Raw genomic sequence first — 15,802 nt, 5'->3', positions numbered from 1 at the left:
CCGGGAGGTTTGGGAAAGCTATAGATGTAGTTGCTCCCGACGGAAGGGGGCTTCGCTACGATGCGAGTGGGGGATTTATTGGTCTGCTGGAACCACCGAAGCCATGACACATCTATCCTCTTTGATGAGCAGCCCTCCAGATCGAGAAAATTTAGTATTCGAAATCTGGATGGACGCTGATCAACTAGCTGAAGTATCCCACGAGCCTGGAAGATCAGTTGAGATAGAAATATAACCGTCTGCTCAAGACGGGACTTGGAGTTTTGAGCTTGAAGAATTTATGTTTCTGTTGAATCAGGCAGTTGAAAAACTTAAAATAGTTATAGTTAAGAGGGTGCAAAAGGAATATCTATAGCAATCGAGTCAATAAATTGCCGGTCAAATGGGTAAGCGAGGATGGACGGAAAATGCTACCCAGTCTGTAATTGTAAATCCAGCAAAAACTATTGTGACGACAGATCCTCGTTTTGATTGCATTTCAGGCAGCTGCTTGAATGATTCCGCCACAGCGTATATTACTCTGCGGGCTGAAAATCCGCGTCAGTAGCAGCATTGCAACAACCGCCACAACCAGAACCCACCAGGCAGTAACAAAACTCCCCGTGAGTTCGCGAAGCCAGCCCGTCAGCCATGGCGATACCGCATTGACAAGAAATCCCGCGCCTTGCACGAACCCTGCAAGCTGAGCGGCTTCGCTGGGTTTGCGGCAATGGTCCAGGGTCAGGATCAGGCTCAGGGCGAAACAGGCACCCAGGCCAAAACCAATCAAGGCCACCCACACATACGGCGATTCCAGCGGCCACATGACCAGTCCGCTATAGCCCAGTGCCTGCGCTCCCAGGCTGACCGCCAAGAGCGGGCGCCTGTCCGTGCTGCGGTGGGCCAGCGCAGGCATCACCAGCGCAGCCAGTACCTGAAAAATGGTCATGAACGCCAGAAGCGAGCCGCTTTGTGCTGCACTCCAGCCCATCTGCAAATAGTAGGCGGGCAACCACGCCACCATGCTCATATAGCCACAGTTCACCAGGCCGAAGTACAGCGCCAGTAACCATGCGCGCCGGTTGCGCCACGGGCGCATGGCTGGCTCGCCCGCGGTTCGGGCACCGCTGGCAAAGGGCAATAAGCCCCACAGCACCAGTGCGACCAGAGCAGGCGCAAGCCAAATCCCCAGTCCGGCCTGCCAATGGCCAAAATGGCCGGCCACCAGCGGGCTGACGAGTGCAGCCAGGCCGCCGCCGGCCATAAGGGAGGCGGAGTACACCCCTAAAGCCAGCGCAACCCGCTGCGCAAACTGGCGCTTGATCAGCGCCGGAACCAGCACCTGGATCAGCGCAACCCCGGCACCGCCCAACAAGGCCGTGGCCATCAGGGTTTCTGCCTGATCGGCAGACAAGCGCCACAGGCAAGCGCCCAGGATCATCGACAAGCCCAGGGCCACGCCACGGCGCTCGCCCAGACCGGCCTGCAGGCGTACGCCGAGCAAGGCCACCAGACCCATGCAGATCACTGGCAGGCTGGTCAGCCAGGCACTGCTCTGGAAACTCATGCCCGTGTCATGACGTATCTCAAGCAACAGCGGGCTGATGGAGCTGAGCAGCGGACGCAGGTTAAGCCCCAGCACCACCAGCAATGCCCAATTGGCGAACACCCGCGCAGGGTGTTTATCCAGGCTCATGGCAGGCTTTCCAGTCACTATAGATCTCGACCATGGCCGGTTGGGGTATGTGTTGTATCGCCAGTTTCTGTTCGCTCAACGGCAGCGCCAGTTGCTGATAAATCGCTGCCGTAGACAGCCCGAAGGGTTCCCCTTGCTGGTTGCTGGCGGCATACACCACTCGGGTTACGCCACACAGGTGCATGGCACTCAGGCACATGGGGCAAGGCTGGCCACTGGCATAGATCACGCAACCCTCCAGGCGCGGGCCCAGTTGCTGGCTGGCAGCCCGTATGGCCAAGAGTTCTGCGTGTGCAGTCGGATCCTGGCTGATATGGAGGGTGTTGACGGCCTCAACGATCACCTGGTCGTCTTTGACCAGTAGCGCAGCAAAAGGCCGGCCACCGCCGGCAACGTTGCTGGCGGCCAGGGCCACGGCGCGTTGCAGGTAAAACTCATCGCTATGCATAACAACTCCAGGGTGTGATTCAGTGCGCGCCGGCATCACGCAGCAATTGTGCGGTCACGCCCTGGCCGCGCTGCTGCGCTTGTTGCAGGGGGGTGTGGCCGTCGCTGTCCGGCAGGTTCAGGTCGGCACCGGCATTGATCAGCTGGGTGATGATCTGCTGATGCGCCGGGCCGCCGTCGGAGAGCACGATGGCTTCCATCAGGCAGGTCCAGCCCAGGCGATTGACATGGTTCAGATCAACCCCTGCTGCGATCAGCAGGCGTACCGTTTCAACATGTCCGCGCTCGCATGCCGGGATCAGGGCGGTGCCGCCATAGCGGTTGGTACTCTGCAGATCGGCACCGTGAGCCAGGGTCATTTGCAGGATTTCGTTACGCCCACTGGCGCCTGCCAACAGATAGGGGCTGTCACGCATCAGGTTCTTCTGGTTGACGTCGGCCCCAGCCTGGATCAAGGCCCGGGCGATTTCGATCTGGTTCGATCGGGTTGCCAGCAGCAGCGCGCTGCTGCCATCCAGCGCCTGTACGTTGAGGTCCGTGCCTTCACTGATCAGTTGCTGGACCCTGTCCAGTTCGCCGTCGCTGACGGCATTGAGGAGTGTCTTGTCGCTTGCCATCACCGCTCCCATTATCAACAGCGCGACCGTCAGCAGGCCGCATTTGCGTGTCAGGCTGCCCATGGGTGAGCCCTCTTTTACATCCCGTGAAAAGCCAGTATGGTCAGCGCAGCAGGTATTCTGAAATTAAATATAGCCATGCCTTTAAGTGGCAATGTGAATGGTGAGGCGGATGCTTGATCCCATACTGTTACGCAGTTTTGTCGCGGTGGTGGACTGCGCCAATTTCACCCGGGCGGCGCAGCGTCTGCATCTCACCCAGTCGACGGTCAGCCAGCAGATCCGCCGTCTGGAGGACAGCCTTGGCTGCAAGCTGCTCGACCGCGAACAGCGCCGGGTGATTGCCACCCCTGAAGGTGAGCGCCTGCTGGCCTATGCGCGGCGCATTCTGGCGCTTGATCAGGAAGCCCGCGATGTGCTGTTCAACCAGGCCAGTGAGGGGGTGTTGCGCCTCGGCGTGCCTGAAGACTTTGCTGCCGAGCGCTTGATGCCGATCCTTTCGCGGTTCGGCCTGGAGCACCCGGGAGTGCGCCTGGAAGTCACCAGCGGGTTGGGGCCTGAACTGATGCGGCTTTATCGCCAGAATGAATTCGACCTGTTATTGGTCAAGCAGATGGGGCAGGGCGATGATTGCCTGGCTTGCTGGCCCGAACCCATGTGTTGGGTCGACAGCCGTTCAGCGCCCGCACTGGGGCGCGAGCCCTTGCCGCTGGTGGCGTTTCCGGTGGGCGGTTTGTACCGCAATGAAATGCTCCATCACCTTGAAGTGGGGGGATGGCGCTGGCGCATCAACTACTCCAGCGCAAGTCTGGCCAGTGTCTGTGCCGCCGTGGCGGCGGGCCTGGGTATCAGCTTGTTGCCGTTGCGGGTGATCAGCCCGGAACACAGGGTGATTGATGCCGGCAGCGGCCTGCCGGATATCCAGGGGGTATTTCTGGCGTTGTATGGGCAAAACGCTCTGAGCCATGCGGGCAAATTGCTGCAATGCCAGCTGCTGGATCTGTGCCAGACGCTTGCTAACGATGAGCAGGCTGGTGAACGAGCCCTTCAAAACGCGGCCAGTTGAGTGAGAGTGAAACAATTTGATCCTGTGATTCCAGAATGTTTGGAATTTGTGGGTGATTATCTTGTGCTGGAACATGACTAAAGTAGAGGTTTTACAGGTCAGGAGCTGATTGTCCTGAGCAGCCCAGCGCCTTCACAGGCAAGCCAGTTACTACAGAGGTCACAGGTTATGGATACCAAACTCAAAGCGTTGCTTGATCGCGAAGAGATTCGCAATCTCAGAACCCTCTATGCACATCACCTGGACAGCAACACTATCGACGCCCTTGACGAAGTGTTCTCGGCAGATGCGGTGGTGGAGGTTACGGTCGGCAAAATGACGGGTATAGATGCCATCCGCAGTGGCCTCAATGATGCCTTCAAACTCTTCGATCGCGACCACCAGGGCAGTTATCCGTTTCTGCATGCGATCGCCAACCACTGGATCAAGTTGACCGGGCCCGATACCGCGCAAGGGCGTTGCTACCTGATTGATTTCGAGACCGCATCCAAGCCCGATCCGAACCCGCTGCTGTTGCTCGGGCTGTACGCCGACACGTACCGGCGTATCGATGGCGAGTGGCGTATCACCCATACCCGCCTTGAAGTGGTCTGGCCTGAGCGTGCAGCCTGATCCAGGGCCGGCTCCGAGGATTGAGCATGAACGATGCGCCTATATCCAGGGCGCATTTTTGTTTGCGCAGAAGGTAAGTCCCGGGGTTTTACCCCTCTATTACTGCATGGCTTTGCTATTGTTCAGCTGCAGATCCTTAAACTTTAGCCTTGGACGCCACAATGACGGGCAACCCATTTGACGGTATTCGTGAGTTTGTGTCTGCGGCCCAGTCACTGAGCTTTACAGCGGCAGCCCTGGAGCTTGGCGTGACCAGTTCCGCCGTTGGCAAGAGCGTGACTCGCCTGGAGGCGCGCCTTGGCGTCAAGCTTTTGCATCGCACCACCCGGCGCCTGAACCTCACCAGCGAGGGTGAGGCCTATCTGGCCAGCTGCCTGCGGGTAATGGATGAACTGGCCGAGACCCAGGGCTTTTTGACCACCGGCCAACAGGAACCTGTCGGTCGGTTGCGGATCGATCTGCCGGCGGCCTTTGGTCGCCGACATATTTTGCCGACCTTGATCGATATGGCGGTGCGATACCAGCAGCTCGATCTCTCCATCAGCTTCAGTGAGCGGCTGGTGGATATCGTCAATGAGGGCATCGATCTTGTGGTCCGAATCGGTTCATTGAAAGATGACGCTGAAATAGTGGCCCGCAGGCTGGGCAGCCAGAGCCTGTTGATTTGCGCGACCCGCGAATACCTGCACAGGCATGGCACGCCCCAGGCACCGGCTGATCTCCTGCAGCATGACTGCATTGTCGGCTGGCGCAACGGCACTCGCAAAAGCTGGATGCTGGTGGATGAAAAGGGGCAGACCAACGAGCACGACGTGCGGGTCAAGCATGAGATGGGAGACGGTGAAATGTTGCTGGACATGACACTGGCCGGGGGCGGCCTGGCCCAACTGCCCACCTGGCTGGTGCAGACGCCTATCCAGCAGGGGTTGCTGGTGCCCGTACTTGAGCAATATGCCGGTGCCGAGATGCCTATTCACGTGATCTGGCCACGCACGCGCTACATACAGCCCAAGATCAGAATGGTCGTCGATGAACTGCTGGCACTGGCCCGACGCGATGCCGGGATTTTTCGCCCGGATCAGGGCGTGCCCAACCCCCAGGGTTCATGAATGCAGCGCCTCAAGCTCCATGACGTGAAGCGCTGCAGCTGAATACCGTTACAGGTTCGGCGAGTGGAAGGGGTAATCGACATAGCCTTTTTCGCCGCTGTTGCCGTAGAACGTGGCGCGGTCCGGGGTTGCAATCGGCCAGTTATTTTTCATCCGCTCCACCAGATCCGGGTTGGCAATAAAAGGCCGCCCAAACGCGACCAGGTCCAGGGCGCCTGATTCCAGTGCGGCTTGCGCCGACTCGCGATCAAAGCCGCCAGCGGCAATCAGTGTGCCTTGATACGACTCGCGAAAAGTCTGCGCAAAGCCTTCGGGCATGCGCTCGGCGCCAATGGTTAATTGATCGCTCAAGTGCACGTAGGCAATGTCGCGTTGATGAATGGCGTGAGCCACCGCGACCCAGGTCTGGGCTTCGTCATCAAACGGCGCCATGTCGAACAGGCGGCCAAACGGCGAGATACGCACGCCAACCTTGCCACGCCCAATGGCGTCGGCAACCGCATCAATGGTTTCCAGCAGCAGGCGAATGCGGTTTTCGATTGAGTCGCCATAACGGTCGGTACGATCGTTTACACACGGATTGATAAACTGCTCGAACAGGTAGCCGTTGGCGCCATGAATTTCGACCCCGTCAAACCCCGCCTCGATAGCCCGGCGGGCAGCCTGAACAAAGTCATTTTTGATCGCTCCGACTTCTTCGGTCGACAGCGCGCGCGGCTGGCTGGCCTGGATCGGGCCCGGTTGACCGTGCTCGTCATAGGCATAGGTCATTGAGTTGGCCGCCACCTTGTTGCTGGATGACACCGGCGCACCGCCGTCCGGTTGCAGCGTGGTGTGGGATACCCGGCCGACATGCCAGAGCTGGGCGAAGATCTTGCCGCCGTCCTCATGCACGGCCCGGGTGACGTGCTTCCAGCCTTCCACTTGTTCCTGATTATAAAGGCCGGGGTTGAACAGATAGCCGCGGCCCTGGATGGAAACCGGCACACCTTCGCTGATGATCAGGCCGGCGCTTGCACGCTGGCGGTAGTAAAGAACCGTCAACTCGTCAGGAATATCGTTCAAGGCGCGGGCACGGGTCATGGGCGCCATCACGACACGATTGTTCAGCTCCATTCCCGACAAGGTGTATGGAGAAAACAGAATACTCATAGGGCAGGGACCTCCGGTGTGGGGCGCTGCGTGGCGCCAGTCCGGGCCAATATACGGTGATATTGATCCCGGATAATCGGTCCTGGATTCCAAACATTGCGGAGTTGAATTCCATAATTTGCGGGGTTAATTACTCCAGAACAGTCGGGTCGCGGCGGATTTCTTCCCGTGCCATGGCTTCCCACAGAAACGGGAAACCGTTGGCATCGGTACGCTCTCCCGTGGCGAGGGCGACATGGGCAGGAAGCGGCGCGCCGCCACCGAGTGCCTCGACATGCCAGGCCAGGCGGCTGCGCCACTCCAGTGTGATCGCGCGCAAATGGGCCTGGCGAATGCCATTGGCGACCACTAGCACGCCGTGGTTGGCGAGCATGGCCCATTTCTGGGCCCCCAGTGCCGTCACTACGGCGCGGCCGAGGACGGTGTCCTCGACGGTACCGCGATATTCGTCGTAGAGCACCGGGTCGCTATCAACCAGGGCGGAGGTCTGGTCGTAAACCGGCGGGATGCGCCCCGCGGCTGACCAGACGCCTGCCCAGCGCGGGTGGTTATGGATGACCACCTCAACATCATGGCGCGCGGCATGTAAATCCATATGCAGGTTGATCGCCGGGGTGATGTTCCATTCGCCTTCGATGACCTTGCCGGTCTGGTCGAGGCGCAGGATGTCCGAGGCGGTTACTTCGCCCCAGGTGAGCTCCCAGGGGTTGGCCAAATAGGTGCCATCGTCCTGCTTGACGGTGACATGACCGGCAATATGGTCGTTATAACCCTCTCGATACAGCACCCGGCACAGCAGCGCCACGCGTTGGTGCGCAGTCAGTTCGGGCAACAGTGCATACCGGCCTGGCCTGGGAATGTAGCGGGCCAGGAGGTCGTGATTAAGTTCATCGTTCATCATTCAGGTGTGCTCCTCTGCAGCGGTTGTGATCCGTGATTGTTCCTTCAGAACTCACGCCTGCAAGGGTTCGCGGGCGAATACCGAGGTGCGCTGCATGCGCCGTTGATGGGGTTGGTAGTCCAGAATGGCGTTGTGCAGCACGCTTCGGTTGTCCCAGAGCACCATGTCACCGACACGCCAGCGATGGCGAAACCCGAATTGCACGTGCTGGCAGTGCGCGTGCAGATAGTCCAGGATCGCGTCGCTTTCAGAGGGGGCCAAGCCGTCGATATGGGTGGTGTAGGTCGGGCTCAGATACAGGGCTTTGCGACCGGACACGGGGTGCTGGATCACCAGCGGGTGCAGGTGGCGGCGGTTCATCTGCACGACCTCGGCATAGCGCTCATGGCTGACGACGCTCTGGCGCAGCGCTGCCGTCATGGGCCCGTTCATGTCGTGCCAGGCGCTGAGCCCGTCGAGGTAGTGCTGCATACGCCCGGACAGGCTGTCATAGGCCGTGGTCATGCTGATCCAGCATGTATCGCCGCCACAGGGGGGAAGGATCTGGGCGTGGGTCATGGTGACAATCGGCGGGTCGGGCAGGAAGCTCTCGTCGTGGTGCCACATATCCGCCCGGTCACCCAGCCTGGAGTCGATCACGGTGATCTGTTCAAAGCCTGCGCCCAGGTTGGGATAGAACGTGTGAACTTCGGGCTCGCCGAAATATCGTGCAATGGCCAGGTGTTGTTCTGGCTGTAGCCATGGGGCGTGCAGTACCAGGGCTTCATGTTTGACCAGCGCAGCTTCCAGTGCCGCCAGGGTTTGCGGCTGAAAAACAGTGGCAGGATCCAGGTCAAGCACTTCGGCGCCCAGGTGTGGGCCAAGGGGCTGGAGGGTGAGTGGTGAAGGCATGGGCAATCTCCCGGCAGGCTGAAATATCCGATCTTATAGAGGGCGTATCACTACACGTTTGGACGATGTCCGAGCGTCTCCAAAGATCATACTGACGTCATCAGGGTTGAGATATTCGCATTCTGCGGGCATCTGATTGTGTGTTTAACCTACTGATATAAAAGGAAAATATCTGAAATTAAGAACAGCAGTAAATACTCCGCTCGGGTTCCCATGAGCAAGCCAGCCGATGACAATACAAAGGGTCTGATGCCTGCGCTGCGCAAGCGGCCGGTGCAATCCCGCTCACGGGCACTGGTCGATGCTGTTGAGCAAGCCTGCCTGCAGATTCTGGATGAAGCAGGAGAGGCGGCGCTGACGGTCGCCCGCATCGCCGAGGTATCTGGTGTCGCGGTCGGCTCGATCTACCAGTATTTTCCCAGCAAGGACGCCATCGTGGCTTTGCTGTACGAGCGTGTGCTCGACGAAGAGTCCGAGCAGCTGCTGAAGGTGCGGGAAAAGTTGATTGGCGTGCCCCTGAAGTCGGCGCTGGAACAAATTCTGGCCAACATCATTCGCGTCGAAACACGCTTGTTCAGGCTGAACAAGGTGTTTCATTTGCGCTATCACTCGGCCTTGCACCTGGGCATGTGGCGCGGGCCATATACCACCACCGGGGAATTTATCGAAGCGACCTGGTTGCCCCTGCTGCAGTTGTATGAGGATGAAATATCCACGCAACACCCGGCCATGGCCGCTTACCTGCTCGGGCAGGGGCTGCGCAGTGTTATCCGCTCGGTACTGGAAGACATGCCGGACCAGCTTGAATCCAGGGCGCTGCTCGATAGCCTGGTGGCCATGGCCATGGGGTGCCTGCGGCCTTGCACGCGGGAGTGATCTGGAGGTCGGCCCGCTGTGCGGCTTCGCACGCCGAGCAGTTGCGGGCGCTACACGGATCATCAGTCAGCTTGAAACAGCCAGTTGCACCTTGACCTTCTTTATCCTGCAACTAAGGTCGTGGTAGTGCACCCACCGCGCAGCGTCTGTTCTTGAGCGTGATCCGAAGGCAGGGATATGCAAATTAATCACCCATGTTCAGCACTACGCCCGTTTCTCCGGTACGCAGCCGTCAGCTTGCTGACCCTGGCTATGGCAGCGCAAGCCCATGCCGAAGACACCTGCAGCGCCTTGGCCGCCAGGGCCTTGCCCGATGCGACCATCACCGTGGCCGAGGCCATTGCCCCCGGGCAGTACCAAATGCCGGAAAATCCGCTGACCCGGCTGGCGAGTTTCTCCGGCATGAACCCGGCAGGGCGCCCCGCAGTCGGGCCCAACCCGGCCTTTTGCAGGGTTGCTGCCACACTCAGGCCCAGCAGCGATTCAGATATCAAGATCGAAGTCTGGTTGCCGCTCAATGGCTGGAACGGCAAGTTACTGGGTGTCGGCAGTTTTGGCTGGGGCGGAGCGATGATGTACCCGGCCATGCGCGCCGGGCTTGAGCAGGGCTACGCCACGGCAGCGACCGATACCGGACACGACAGCAGTACTGAAGAAGGCAAGGGCGGGCAGTTCGCCCTGGGCCACCCGGAAAAACTGATCGATTATGCCTGGCGCGCCGACCACTTGATGACAGTACATGCCAAGAAACTGATCAAGGCCTACTACGGAAAACCGGCCAGCCGGGCGTACTGGATAGGCTGTTCGCTGGGCGGCCTTGAAGGTCTGATCGAAGCCAGGCGCTTTCCCGATGACTACGATGGTATCGTCGCCGGTGCGCCGCCCAACCCGCTGGTCAAGTTCAATGCCGCCCAGCTCTGGCCCGGCTGGTTGCTCGGTCGCCACCGCGATGTGAACATGACCAAGGCCAAGCTCGAGATGGTCAGCAAGGCGGCGCTCAAGGCCTGCGCCACGCCCATTGGCCTCAAGCAGGGGTTTATCGACGACCCGCAGCATTGCGATTTTGAGCCAGAACAATTGCAGTGCAAAGGCACCGAGACAGCCGACTGCCTGACGGCGGGGCAGGTAGAGCTGATGCAGCAGCTCTATCGAGGGCCGATCAACCCGCGTACCGGGGAAGTGATCTTTCCTGGCGTGGCCAAGGGCAATGAAAACCTGCTCGGTGATTTTGTCGATGGCCAAGCGTTCCCGGTGGCCCTGGACCTGTTCAAGTACGCGGCTTTCCAGGATCCGGACTGGGACTGGACGACCATGGACTGGGACAAGACCGTGAATGAGGCTGTGAACAGGCTCGGGCCCTTGTTGCACGTTGACTCCAACCTCACGGCATTTTTCGACCGGGGGGCAAAGCTACTGCTTTATGTGGGCTGGAACGATTTTCATAACGGCCAGGAGCTGATCGACTACTACCAGTCACTGCTGCGCGATTCGGGCAAGGCGGCCCGGGCTTCGGCCCGGCTGTTTCTGGTCCCGGGCATGGGCCATTGTTACGGCGGTGCGGGCTGCGACACCTTTGACAAGTTGGCTATTATCGACAATTGGGTGGAGCACGGCGTAGCACCGCAGCGCATCGTCGCTTCGAAAATCGAAGACGGCAAGGTTGTGCGCACCCGCCCGCTATGTGCCTGGCCGCAGGCCGCCCGTTACGCGGGCAAGGGCGATATCGACAATGCCGACAGTTATGCCTGTGTCGAAGTAACGCAATAGTGGTGCAAAAAAACAAAGGCCTGCATGAGAAGTCTCATGCAGGCCTTTGTGTACCTTGCGCCGGCGCTATTGCGCTGGTTTCAGCGGCCTACCAGCAGTTCTGCGGCCTGATCCAGTAATGCCAACGGGTCCTTGGCCTTATGGATATCCACCGACAGCAGTTGACGAAAGCGCCTGGCGCCAGGGAACCCCTGGCCCAGCCCCAAAATATGACGCGTGATATGGTGCATTGAACCACCCGCGGCTATATGCGCTGCGATATAAGGCCGCAACAGCGTGAGCGCCTCTACCCGCGAAATGACAGGGGCAGAACTGCCAAACAGACGTTGATCGACCTCGGCCAGAATATACGGGTTGTGATAGGCCTCGCGACCGAGCATCACACCATCAAACACCTGTAAATGTTCCTGGCATTGCTCGAGGGTCTTGATCCCGCCGTTGAGAATGATCTCCAGTTCAGGGAAATCGGTTTTCAACTGCGCGGCAACGTCATAGCGCAGAGGCGGGATATCGCGGTTTTCTTTAGGCGACAGCCCTTCGAGAATGGCAATACGCGCATGCACGGTGAAACTGGTGCAGCCGGCATCACGAACCGTACCGACGAAATCGCACAGTTGTGCATAGCTATCGCGGCCGTTGATGCCGATACGATGCTTGACCGTGACAGGGATAGCGACCGCATCGCGCATGGCCTTGACACAATCGGCCACCAGGGCCGGGTGCGCCATCAGGCAGGCACCGATCATATTGTTCTGCACCCGATCGCTGGGGCAGCCGACATTCAGGTTCACCTCGTCATACCCTGCATCCTGAGCCATGCGTGCGCAAACGGCCAAGTCAGCCGGAACACTCCCTCCCAGTTGCAAGGCCAGCGGATGCTCAGACGCGTCATGACGCAAGAAGCGCTCGGCATCACCATTGATCAGCGCACCCGTAGTGACCATTTCGGTGTACAGCAAGGCGTTTTTGGATAGCAGACGCAGAAAAAACCGACAGTGGCGATCTGTCCAGTCCATCATGGGCGCAACAGAAAACCGCCGAGACAGCGCAGCCCCTGTGTTTACTGGCTTTGAAGCAATATTCTGTACCATTGTGCTCTACGTTTTTGCTGCGATTTTAGGGGGTAAAAGGGCGTATTTTGAAGTCGACTGGTACAATTTACCAATCAAAACAACAATTGTACCAGGCGATCATGGCCACTATCCGAGCACGCAAGCGTACTGACGGCAGCATCAGTTACACGGCACAAGTACGCCTGTTTTGCGATGGGTTGCAAGTCTACCAAGAGAGCCAGATCTTCGCCCGATAACAGACGGCCCGGCAGCTTTGGGTCGATTGCGGGACTTTGCGACAGGCAGCAATCGGACAGATGCAGCCACTCGAACAACATAACCTGAGCGCTGTTTTGCAGCGCCAAACGGTCACTTATGTTCCGCTGCCAACATTGATCTGAACTGGGAAATACTCTCTGAAGATAGCCCGGCACCTTCGAACACTGCGCAGGTGAAGCTAACGGGGGCAGGGCCTGGAGCGGTTATGATGCGGTCTGCAACCACCGCTATCGGACTGTTTCGATAAAACCCGTGACCTTCATAACCTGCAGCATTCTCTTGTAAGAAATTAGCACTGTTTGAGGTATGTGGAATCTTGTCGAGAAGCCCGGCCCTCGCAAGTGCCAGAGTTCCCCCACAGATACCTGCAATCGTCGCTCCACTTGAACGACTGGCATGAAGAAAGTCTCGAATATCCGGTGCTTCTGCACGTTCCCAGACCATTCCCCCGATAACGACCACAACATCCGGTTTCCAGTCCAGGCATTGTTGCAAGTTACTATCGATCGTTACAGCCAGCCCGCCCTGCGAGTGGATCTGTCCCGGAGCAAAAGCGAAAAACCTGACGTCGATCCCGTAAAATGGGGACGCAGTTCCAGCTATAAAAGCATATTCCCAGTCAGCAAAACCGGGGCTCAGTATTAAACCTATGCGTGCCATCAGTCAGAATCCTCCATGAATGCCAACACCCTATGGCGACAATAAATGGATATCAAGGGCTGCTTTGGGTCGGATAGCAGTCGCTCGCAAAAATCTGCTCCTTACCTATATATGCCAGGACTCAGCCTCGACGTAGCGGGCCAACGCACGTTTGAGGTGGTACTGACGGTCGCGGTCGGTGGCTTGGGACAACTGGTCGAGCTGCTCCACGAGCGCCTCTTCAACACAGAATGACAACACGGGTGATGCCATGATGGGGTCCTCACTCTTGAGTGTATACAGCGTATACGGGTTCTAAAACTGCACACCCAAGTGGCTGATGAGAACAGAGGTTTCTTGTAGCTTCAGACAAACGCACCGGTGTCTCTGCAAACTACCTGCGATAGCTTATTTTCGTCCTTGGGTGCCATTAAAGCGAAAAAAGGCCAGCCACATCATGGCCAGCCTTTTTGCTTGCTTGAACCGCCACTTGAAAATCAGGCTGCCTTGTTACTGATGCGAACTTCGAGTTCCAGATCTGCACTGGCCAACATATTCACCAAAGCATCCAGAGAAAATTTTTCAATTTTCCCCTTGAGCAAATCATTCAGCCTTGGCTGAGTGATATGCAGCCGCTGGGCCGCTTCTTTTTGCGATACATCCCAGGTTTTCACTACCCGCCTGATGGCTCGCATCAACTGAGAACGGACACGCAGGTTCTCGGCTTCTTCTGGCGTATCAACCAACGCATCCCAGACACTGGTAGGGCGTTCGTTTGACATACACTTTTCCTCTGATCAATCACTTGCTTACTAATTTTTGGACAACTGTTTTGCTACAAGTTCTTTTAAAAAAGTGACAGGTGTACATTTTTTGAGTCGGGTCATAGCTAGGGCTTTACCCCTTCACCGTTGGTAAAGGGGATCGCCACGCCACCCTACGCTCAACCCAGCGATGAGTCATGCACCTGGTAGAGCTGGCGAGGGCGTATGTCTATAAATCGCTGGACGGTGTGGCGATGCACTGATGCAGCACGCGCCTGGTTGGCGGCAGGCGCGTTATTTATTAATGAACCCAGCAGACTTATATAGCCGTTCACACCCTGCCAGTGGCAACACCCTGGTATTGCGAATTACTTGGTAACAAGCAGCCATTCCGACTTTCACTGAACATGCCACACTAACCTGCTGGTTCATCACCTGTATTGGTCAGGAATGTGTTTTGTCGGAACTGCTCAATTTAAAACAAAATGTCTTGATTGCTCACCCGTCGGGCACAGACAGCTTTGGAACTATCCCGGACATGCCCAAGTTCGGTTTGAAAGGCGGGGAAATCTTCTTGCGCGTGGGCGTCCACAAAGGGGAAGGCCGTGGTTTTGGTATTCGTCATATTTGGGAAGCTCACGAAGCCGACCTGGCCACATGTGGTTGCACCTGCATTGATCAAGTAACCCACATATTGCGAACATGATCGTGCACAACGCGCCGATATATTGCGAGGCTCGTGATATCCGTGGCAATCATCGGCTGACAGTCATGAAAACACCAGCAGGGTCTTTAGTATTGGAACCTCGGGAGGAGCGCAGTGGCTTTGGTTACTACATTGTTACGCGGTATCCAAAGCGTAAAGCGAGCGGGACACTGGTTGGGCAGGTCATTCGTGCGCAAATATAGCTCGCGCTGAAATAAAAAAGGCGTCCAGAGGACGCCTTTTAGGTGTAGTGGAGGAGTAGTCGCAGCGATTCTTTAGCTCCCGGCACGGATGCCCTGGGTTCAGGATCCGATCAGCAGGCTGATCGTCACTACTTCAGAGAAACCAGTTTTCTCTGCTGCCAAAATGCGGTGGGGATAAAACGGGTACCCAGTCCCGACGAATGCGCAGTTGCAGTCCTCGAGTGCAAGGTGATTCCCCTGCGATGGTCTCGTCAAGGCAGCATTGTGCCGCGTTGGGTGGCTGGTCATTAGCCGCAGGCGGTAGGCTACGGTCAGGTTTATAAGGCTTGTTATCAGCCGTTTCGTACGACGTTTCGCTTTCCATCTCGCGAATCATCCGAGAGAATCCCGTTCGCTTGCGCCTGCTCAAATCGGGGAATAGTCTCGGCCCATCGCTGCAAAATCAGCGATCGGGTTTAGTCGCCCGTAGTGAAATCAGGCGCACAGCGCCACCTCAGAGAGGCGTTTTTTTGCCTCCGGTTTTTGGTGGCCGTGCGCAGGGCGCCTTCGGGCGCGCCGGGTTCCTGGTTTCTCCGGTCGACTAACCTGCGTACGGCTGCCACCCATTCGTTTGGTCGCGATAAGTGACAGCTCCTCTTAGAAGCCAGGAGTTAACGGTATGAAAAAAGTTGTCCCCGATCCCCCCTCATTGACCCTGCAAGATGCTGAACAGTGCGATTCACAGTCGCTGGACCGTGCGGCCGTCAGGCGTGCGCTCGATTATTACCTGCACGACCATAAGCCTGCTCGCCCCATAAGCACGGCTATATTTGCCATCCCGGACAGTGTCAATTCAGAAGCGGCTTTGGCCCAAGCGTCAGACTTGTTGCGCTGTGCGGTTGCTTCGGCGAGTGAGGCGGGGGATGGTTTGTGCGGGCTCGCGCGCGACCGGGTGTTGTCGGTCATGCATCTGGTGGAGCTGGCCAGGGCGTATGTCGATAAATCGCTGGACGGTGTGGCGATGCACTGATGCAGCACGCGCCTGGTTGGCGGCAGGCGCGTTATTG

Annotated in this window: 17 protein-coding genes and 2 pseudogenes; 9 read left to right on the top strand and 10 right to left on the bottom strand. The window is 57.8% G+C overall.

The annotated features are described in order from the left end of the window. Positions 1 to 382: 382 nt before the first annotated feature. A complete protein-coding gene (locus V6L81_RS24240; RefSeq protein WP_404824627.1) occupies positions 383 to 547 on the top strand; it encodes a colicin E5-related ribonuclease in 165 nt (54 codons plus the stop codon). Here the strand turns inward: V6L81_RS24240 and V6L81_RS16385 are convergent. Genes V6L81_RS16385 through V6L81_RS16375 form a run of 3 tightly spaced genes read right to left on the bottom strand, consistent with a single transcriptional unit; the run spans position 479 to position 2,802 of the window. After that, complete coding sequence (locus tag V6L81_RS16385) at positions 479 to 1,675, bottom strand: CynX/NimT family MFS transporter (RefSeq protein WP_095018460.1); 1,197 nt, start codon at positions 1,673 to 1,675, stop codon at positions 479 to 481. The genes V6L81_RS24240 and V6L81_RS16385 overlap by 69 nt on opposite strands. Next, entirely contained in the window at positions 1,662 to 2,123 is a 462-nt protein-coding gene (locus tag V6L81_RS16380; protein ID WP_095021140.1) for a nucleoside deaminase, read from the bottom strand. The genes V6L81_RS16385 and V6L81_RS16380 overlap by 14 nt, the downstream gene beginning before the upstream one ends. 19 nt (positions 2,124 to 2,142) lie before the next feature. After that, positions 2,143 to 2,802 carry an ankyrin repeat domain-containing protein gene (locus tag V6L81_RS16375; RefSeq protein WP_095000032.1) on the bottom strand — a complete coding sequence of 220 codons (660 nt, stop codon included), beginning with the start codon at positions 2,800 to 2,802 and terminating at the stop codon, positions 2,143 to 2,145. 109 nt (positions 2,803 to 2,911) lie between these two features. On the opposite strand from V6L81_RS16375, the gene V6L81_RS16370 reads away from it, so the two are divergent. The 3 genes from V6L81_RS16370 (at position 2,912) to V6L81_RS16360 (ending at position 5,526) form a co-directional block, all read left to right on the top strand. After that, the gene (locus V6L81_RS16370; RefSeq protein WP_095018463.1) at positions 2,912 to 3,805 is read left to right on the top strand and encodes a LysR family transcriptional regulator; all 894 of its coding nucleotides are present in this window, start codon (positions 2,912 to 2,914) and stop codon (positions 3,803 to 3,805) included. 168 nt (positions 3,806 to 3,973) lie between these two features. After that, a complete protein-coding gene (locus tag V6L81_RS16365) occupies positions 3,974 to 4,417 on the top strand; it encodes a nuclear transport factor 2 family protein (RefSeq protein ID WP_095000034.1) in 444 nt (147 codons plus the stop codon). A 161-nt stretch (positions 4,418 to 4,578) separates the two neighbouring features. Further along, positions 4,579 to 5,526, top strand: a complete 948-nt coding sequence (locus V6L81_RS16360) for a LysR family transcriptional regulator (protein ID WP_153326635.1) — start codon at positions 4,579 to 4,581, stop codon at positions 5,524 to 5,526. Between the two features lie 48 nt (positions 5,527 to 5,574). On the opposite strand, the gene V6L81_RS16355 is transcribed toward V6L81_RS16360, so the two are convergent. The 3 genes from V6L81_RS16355 to V6L81_RS16345 all read right to left on the bottom strand — a co-directional run bounded on the left by V6L81_RS16355 (position 5,575) and on the right by V6L81_RS16345 (position 8,470). Beyond that, positions 5,575 to 6,678, bottom strand: a complete 1,104-nt coding sequence (locus V6L81_RS16355; protein ID WP_338660159.1) for an alkene reductase — start codon at positions 6,676 to 6,678, stop codon at positions 5,575 to 5,577. 130 nt (positions 6,679 to 6,808) lie between these two features. Beyond that, positions 6,809 to 7,579 (bottom strand): class II aldolase/adducin family protein, encoded by a 771-nt coding sequence (locus tag V6L81_RS16350; protein WP_095021136.1) that lies wholly within the window; start codon positions 7,577 to 7,579, stop codon positions 6,809 to 6,811. A 51-nt stretch (positions 7,580 to 7,630) separates the two neighbouring features. Continuing rightward, on the bottom strand, positions 7,631 to 8,470 hold the full coding sequence (locus V6L81_RS16345; RefSeq protein ID WP_095000038.1) for a TauD/TfdA family dioxygenase: 840 nt from the start codon (positions 8,468 to 8,470) through the stop codon (positions 7,631 to 7,633). A gap of 213 nt (positions 8,471 to 8,683) precedes the next feature. On the opposite strand from V6L81_RS16345, the gene V6L81_RS16340 reads away from it, so the two are divergent. Both V6L81_RS16340 and V6L81_RS16335 read left to right on the top strand, forming a co-directional pair. Continuing rightward, complete coding sequence (locus V6L81_RS16340; protein WP_095000039.1) at positions 8,684 to 9,346, top strand: TetR/AcrR family transcriptional regulator; 663 nt, start codon at positions 8,684 to 8,686, stop codon at positions 9,344 to 9,346. A gap of 177 nt (positions 9,347 to 9,523) precedes the next feature. Continuing rightward, positions 9,524 to 11,113 carry a tannase/feruloyl esterase family alpha/beta hydrolase gene (locus V6L81_RS16335; RefSeq protein WP_338660158.1) on the top strand — a complete coding sequence of 530 codons (1,590 nt, stop codon included), beginning with the start codon at positions 9,524 to 9,526 and terminating at the stop codon, positions 11,111 to 11,113. A gap of 80 nt (positions 11,114 to 11,193) precedes the next feature. Here V6L81_RS16335 and dusA read toward each other — a convergent pair whose 3' ends face one another. Next, the gene (gene dusA, locus V6L81_RS16330; RefSeq protein ID WP_095000053.1) at positions 11,194 to 12,204 is read right to left on the bottom strand and encodes a tRNA dihydrouridine(20/20a) synthase DusA; all 1,011 of its coding nucleotides are present in this window, start codon (positions 12,202 to 12,204) and stop codon (positions 11,194 to 11,196) included. Positions 12,205 to 12,305: 101 nt separating this feature from the next. On the opposite strand from dusA, the pseudogene V6L81_RS16325 reads away from it, so the two are divergent. Next, positions 12,306 to 12,419: pseudogene (locus tag V6L81_RS16325) on the top strand (integrase); the annotation flags it as partial. Positions 12,420 to 12,534: 115 nt separating this feature from the next. Here the strand turns inward: V6L81_RS16325 and V6L81_RS16320 are convergent. The 3 genes and pseudogenes from V6L81_RS16320 to V6L81_RS16310 form a co-directional block, all read right to left on the bottom strand. Beyond that, positions 12,535 to 13,104, bottom strand: coding sequence for a DJ-1/PfpI family protein (locus V6L81_RS16320; protein WP_338660157.1), 570 nt, complete (start codon positions 13,102 to 13,104; stop codon positions 12,535 to 12,537). Between the two features lie 108 nt (positions 13,105 to 13,212). Continuing rightward, positions 13,213 to 13,356: pseudogene (locus V6L81_RS16315) on the bottom strand (ribbon-helix-helix domain-containing protein); the annotation flags it as partial. A gap of 224 nt (positions 13,357 to 13,580) precedes the next feature. Further along, complete coding sequence (locus V6L81_RS16310) at positions 13,581 to 13,865, bottom strand: helix-turn-helix domain-containing protein (RefSeq protein ID WP_095018471.1); 285 nt, start codon at positions 13,863 to 13,865, stop codon at positions 13,581 to 13,583. 439 nt (positions 13,866 to 14,304) lie between these two features. On the opposite strand from V6L81_RS16310, the gene V6L81_RS16305 reads away from it, so the two are divergent. After that, complete coding sequence (locus V6L81_RS16305) at positions 14,305 to 14,553, top strand: hypothetical protein (protein WP_338660156.1); 249 nt, start codon at positions 14,305 to 14,307, stop codon at positions 14,551 to 14,553. Positions 14,554 to 15,414: 861 nt separating this feature from the next. Next, positions 15,415 to 15,765 carry a DUF6124 family protein gene (locus V6L81_RS16300; protein WP_095018473.1) on the top strand — a complete coding sequence of 117 codons (351 nt, stop codon included), beginning with the start codon at positions 15,415 to 15,417 and terminating at the stop codon, positions 15,763 to 15,765. Positions 15,766 to 15,802: the final 37 nt, after the last annotated feature.

The sequence above is a fragment of the Pseudomonas bubulae genome, from assembly GCF_037023725.1.
In the GTDB taxonomy this organism is placed as follows: Bacteria; Pseudomonadota; Gammaproteobacteria; order Pseudomonadales; family Pseudomonadaceae; genus Aquipseudomonas; species Aquipseudomonas bubulae.
The sequence above is the reverse complement of the archived record's forward strand: the minus strand, read 5'-3'. Positions and strand labels throughout refer to the sequence as shown.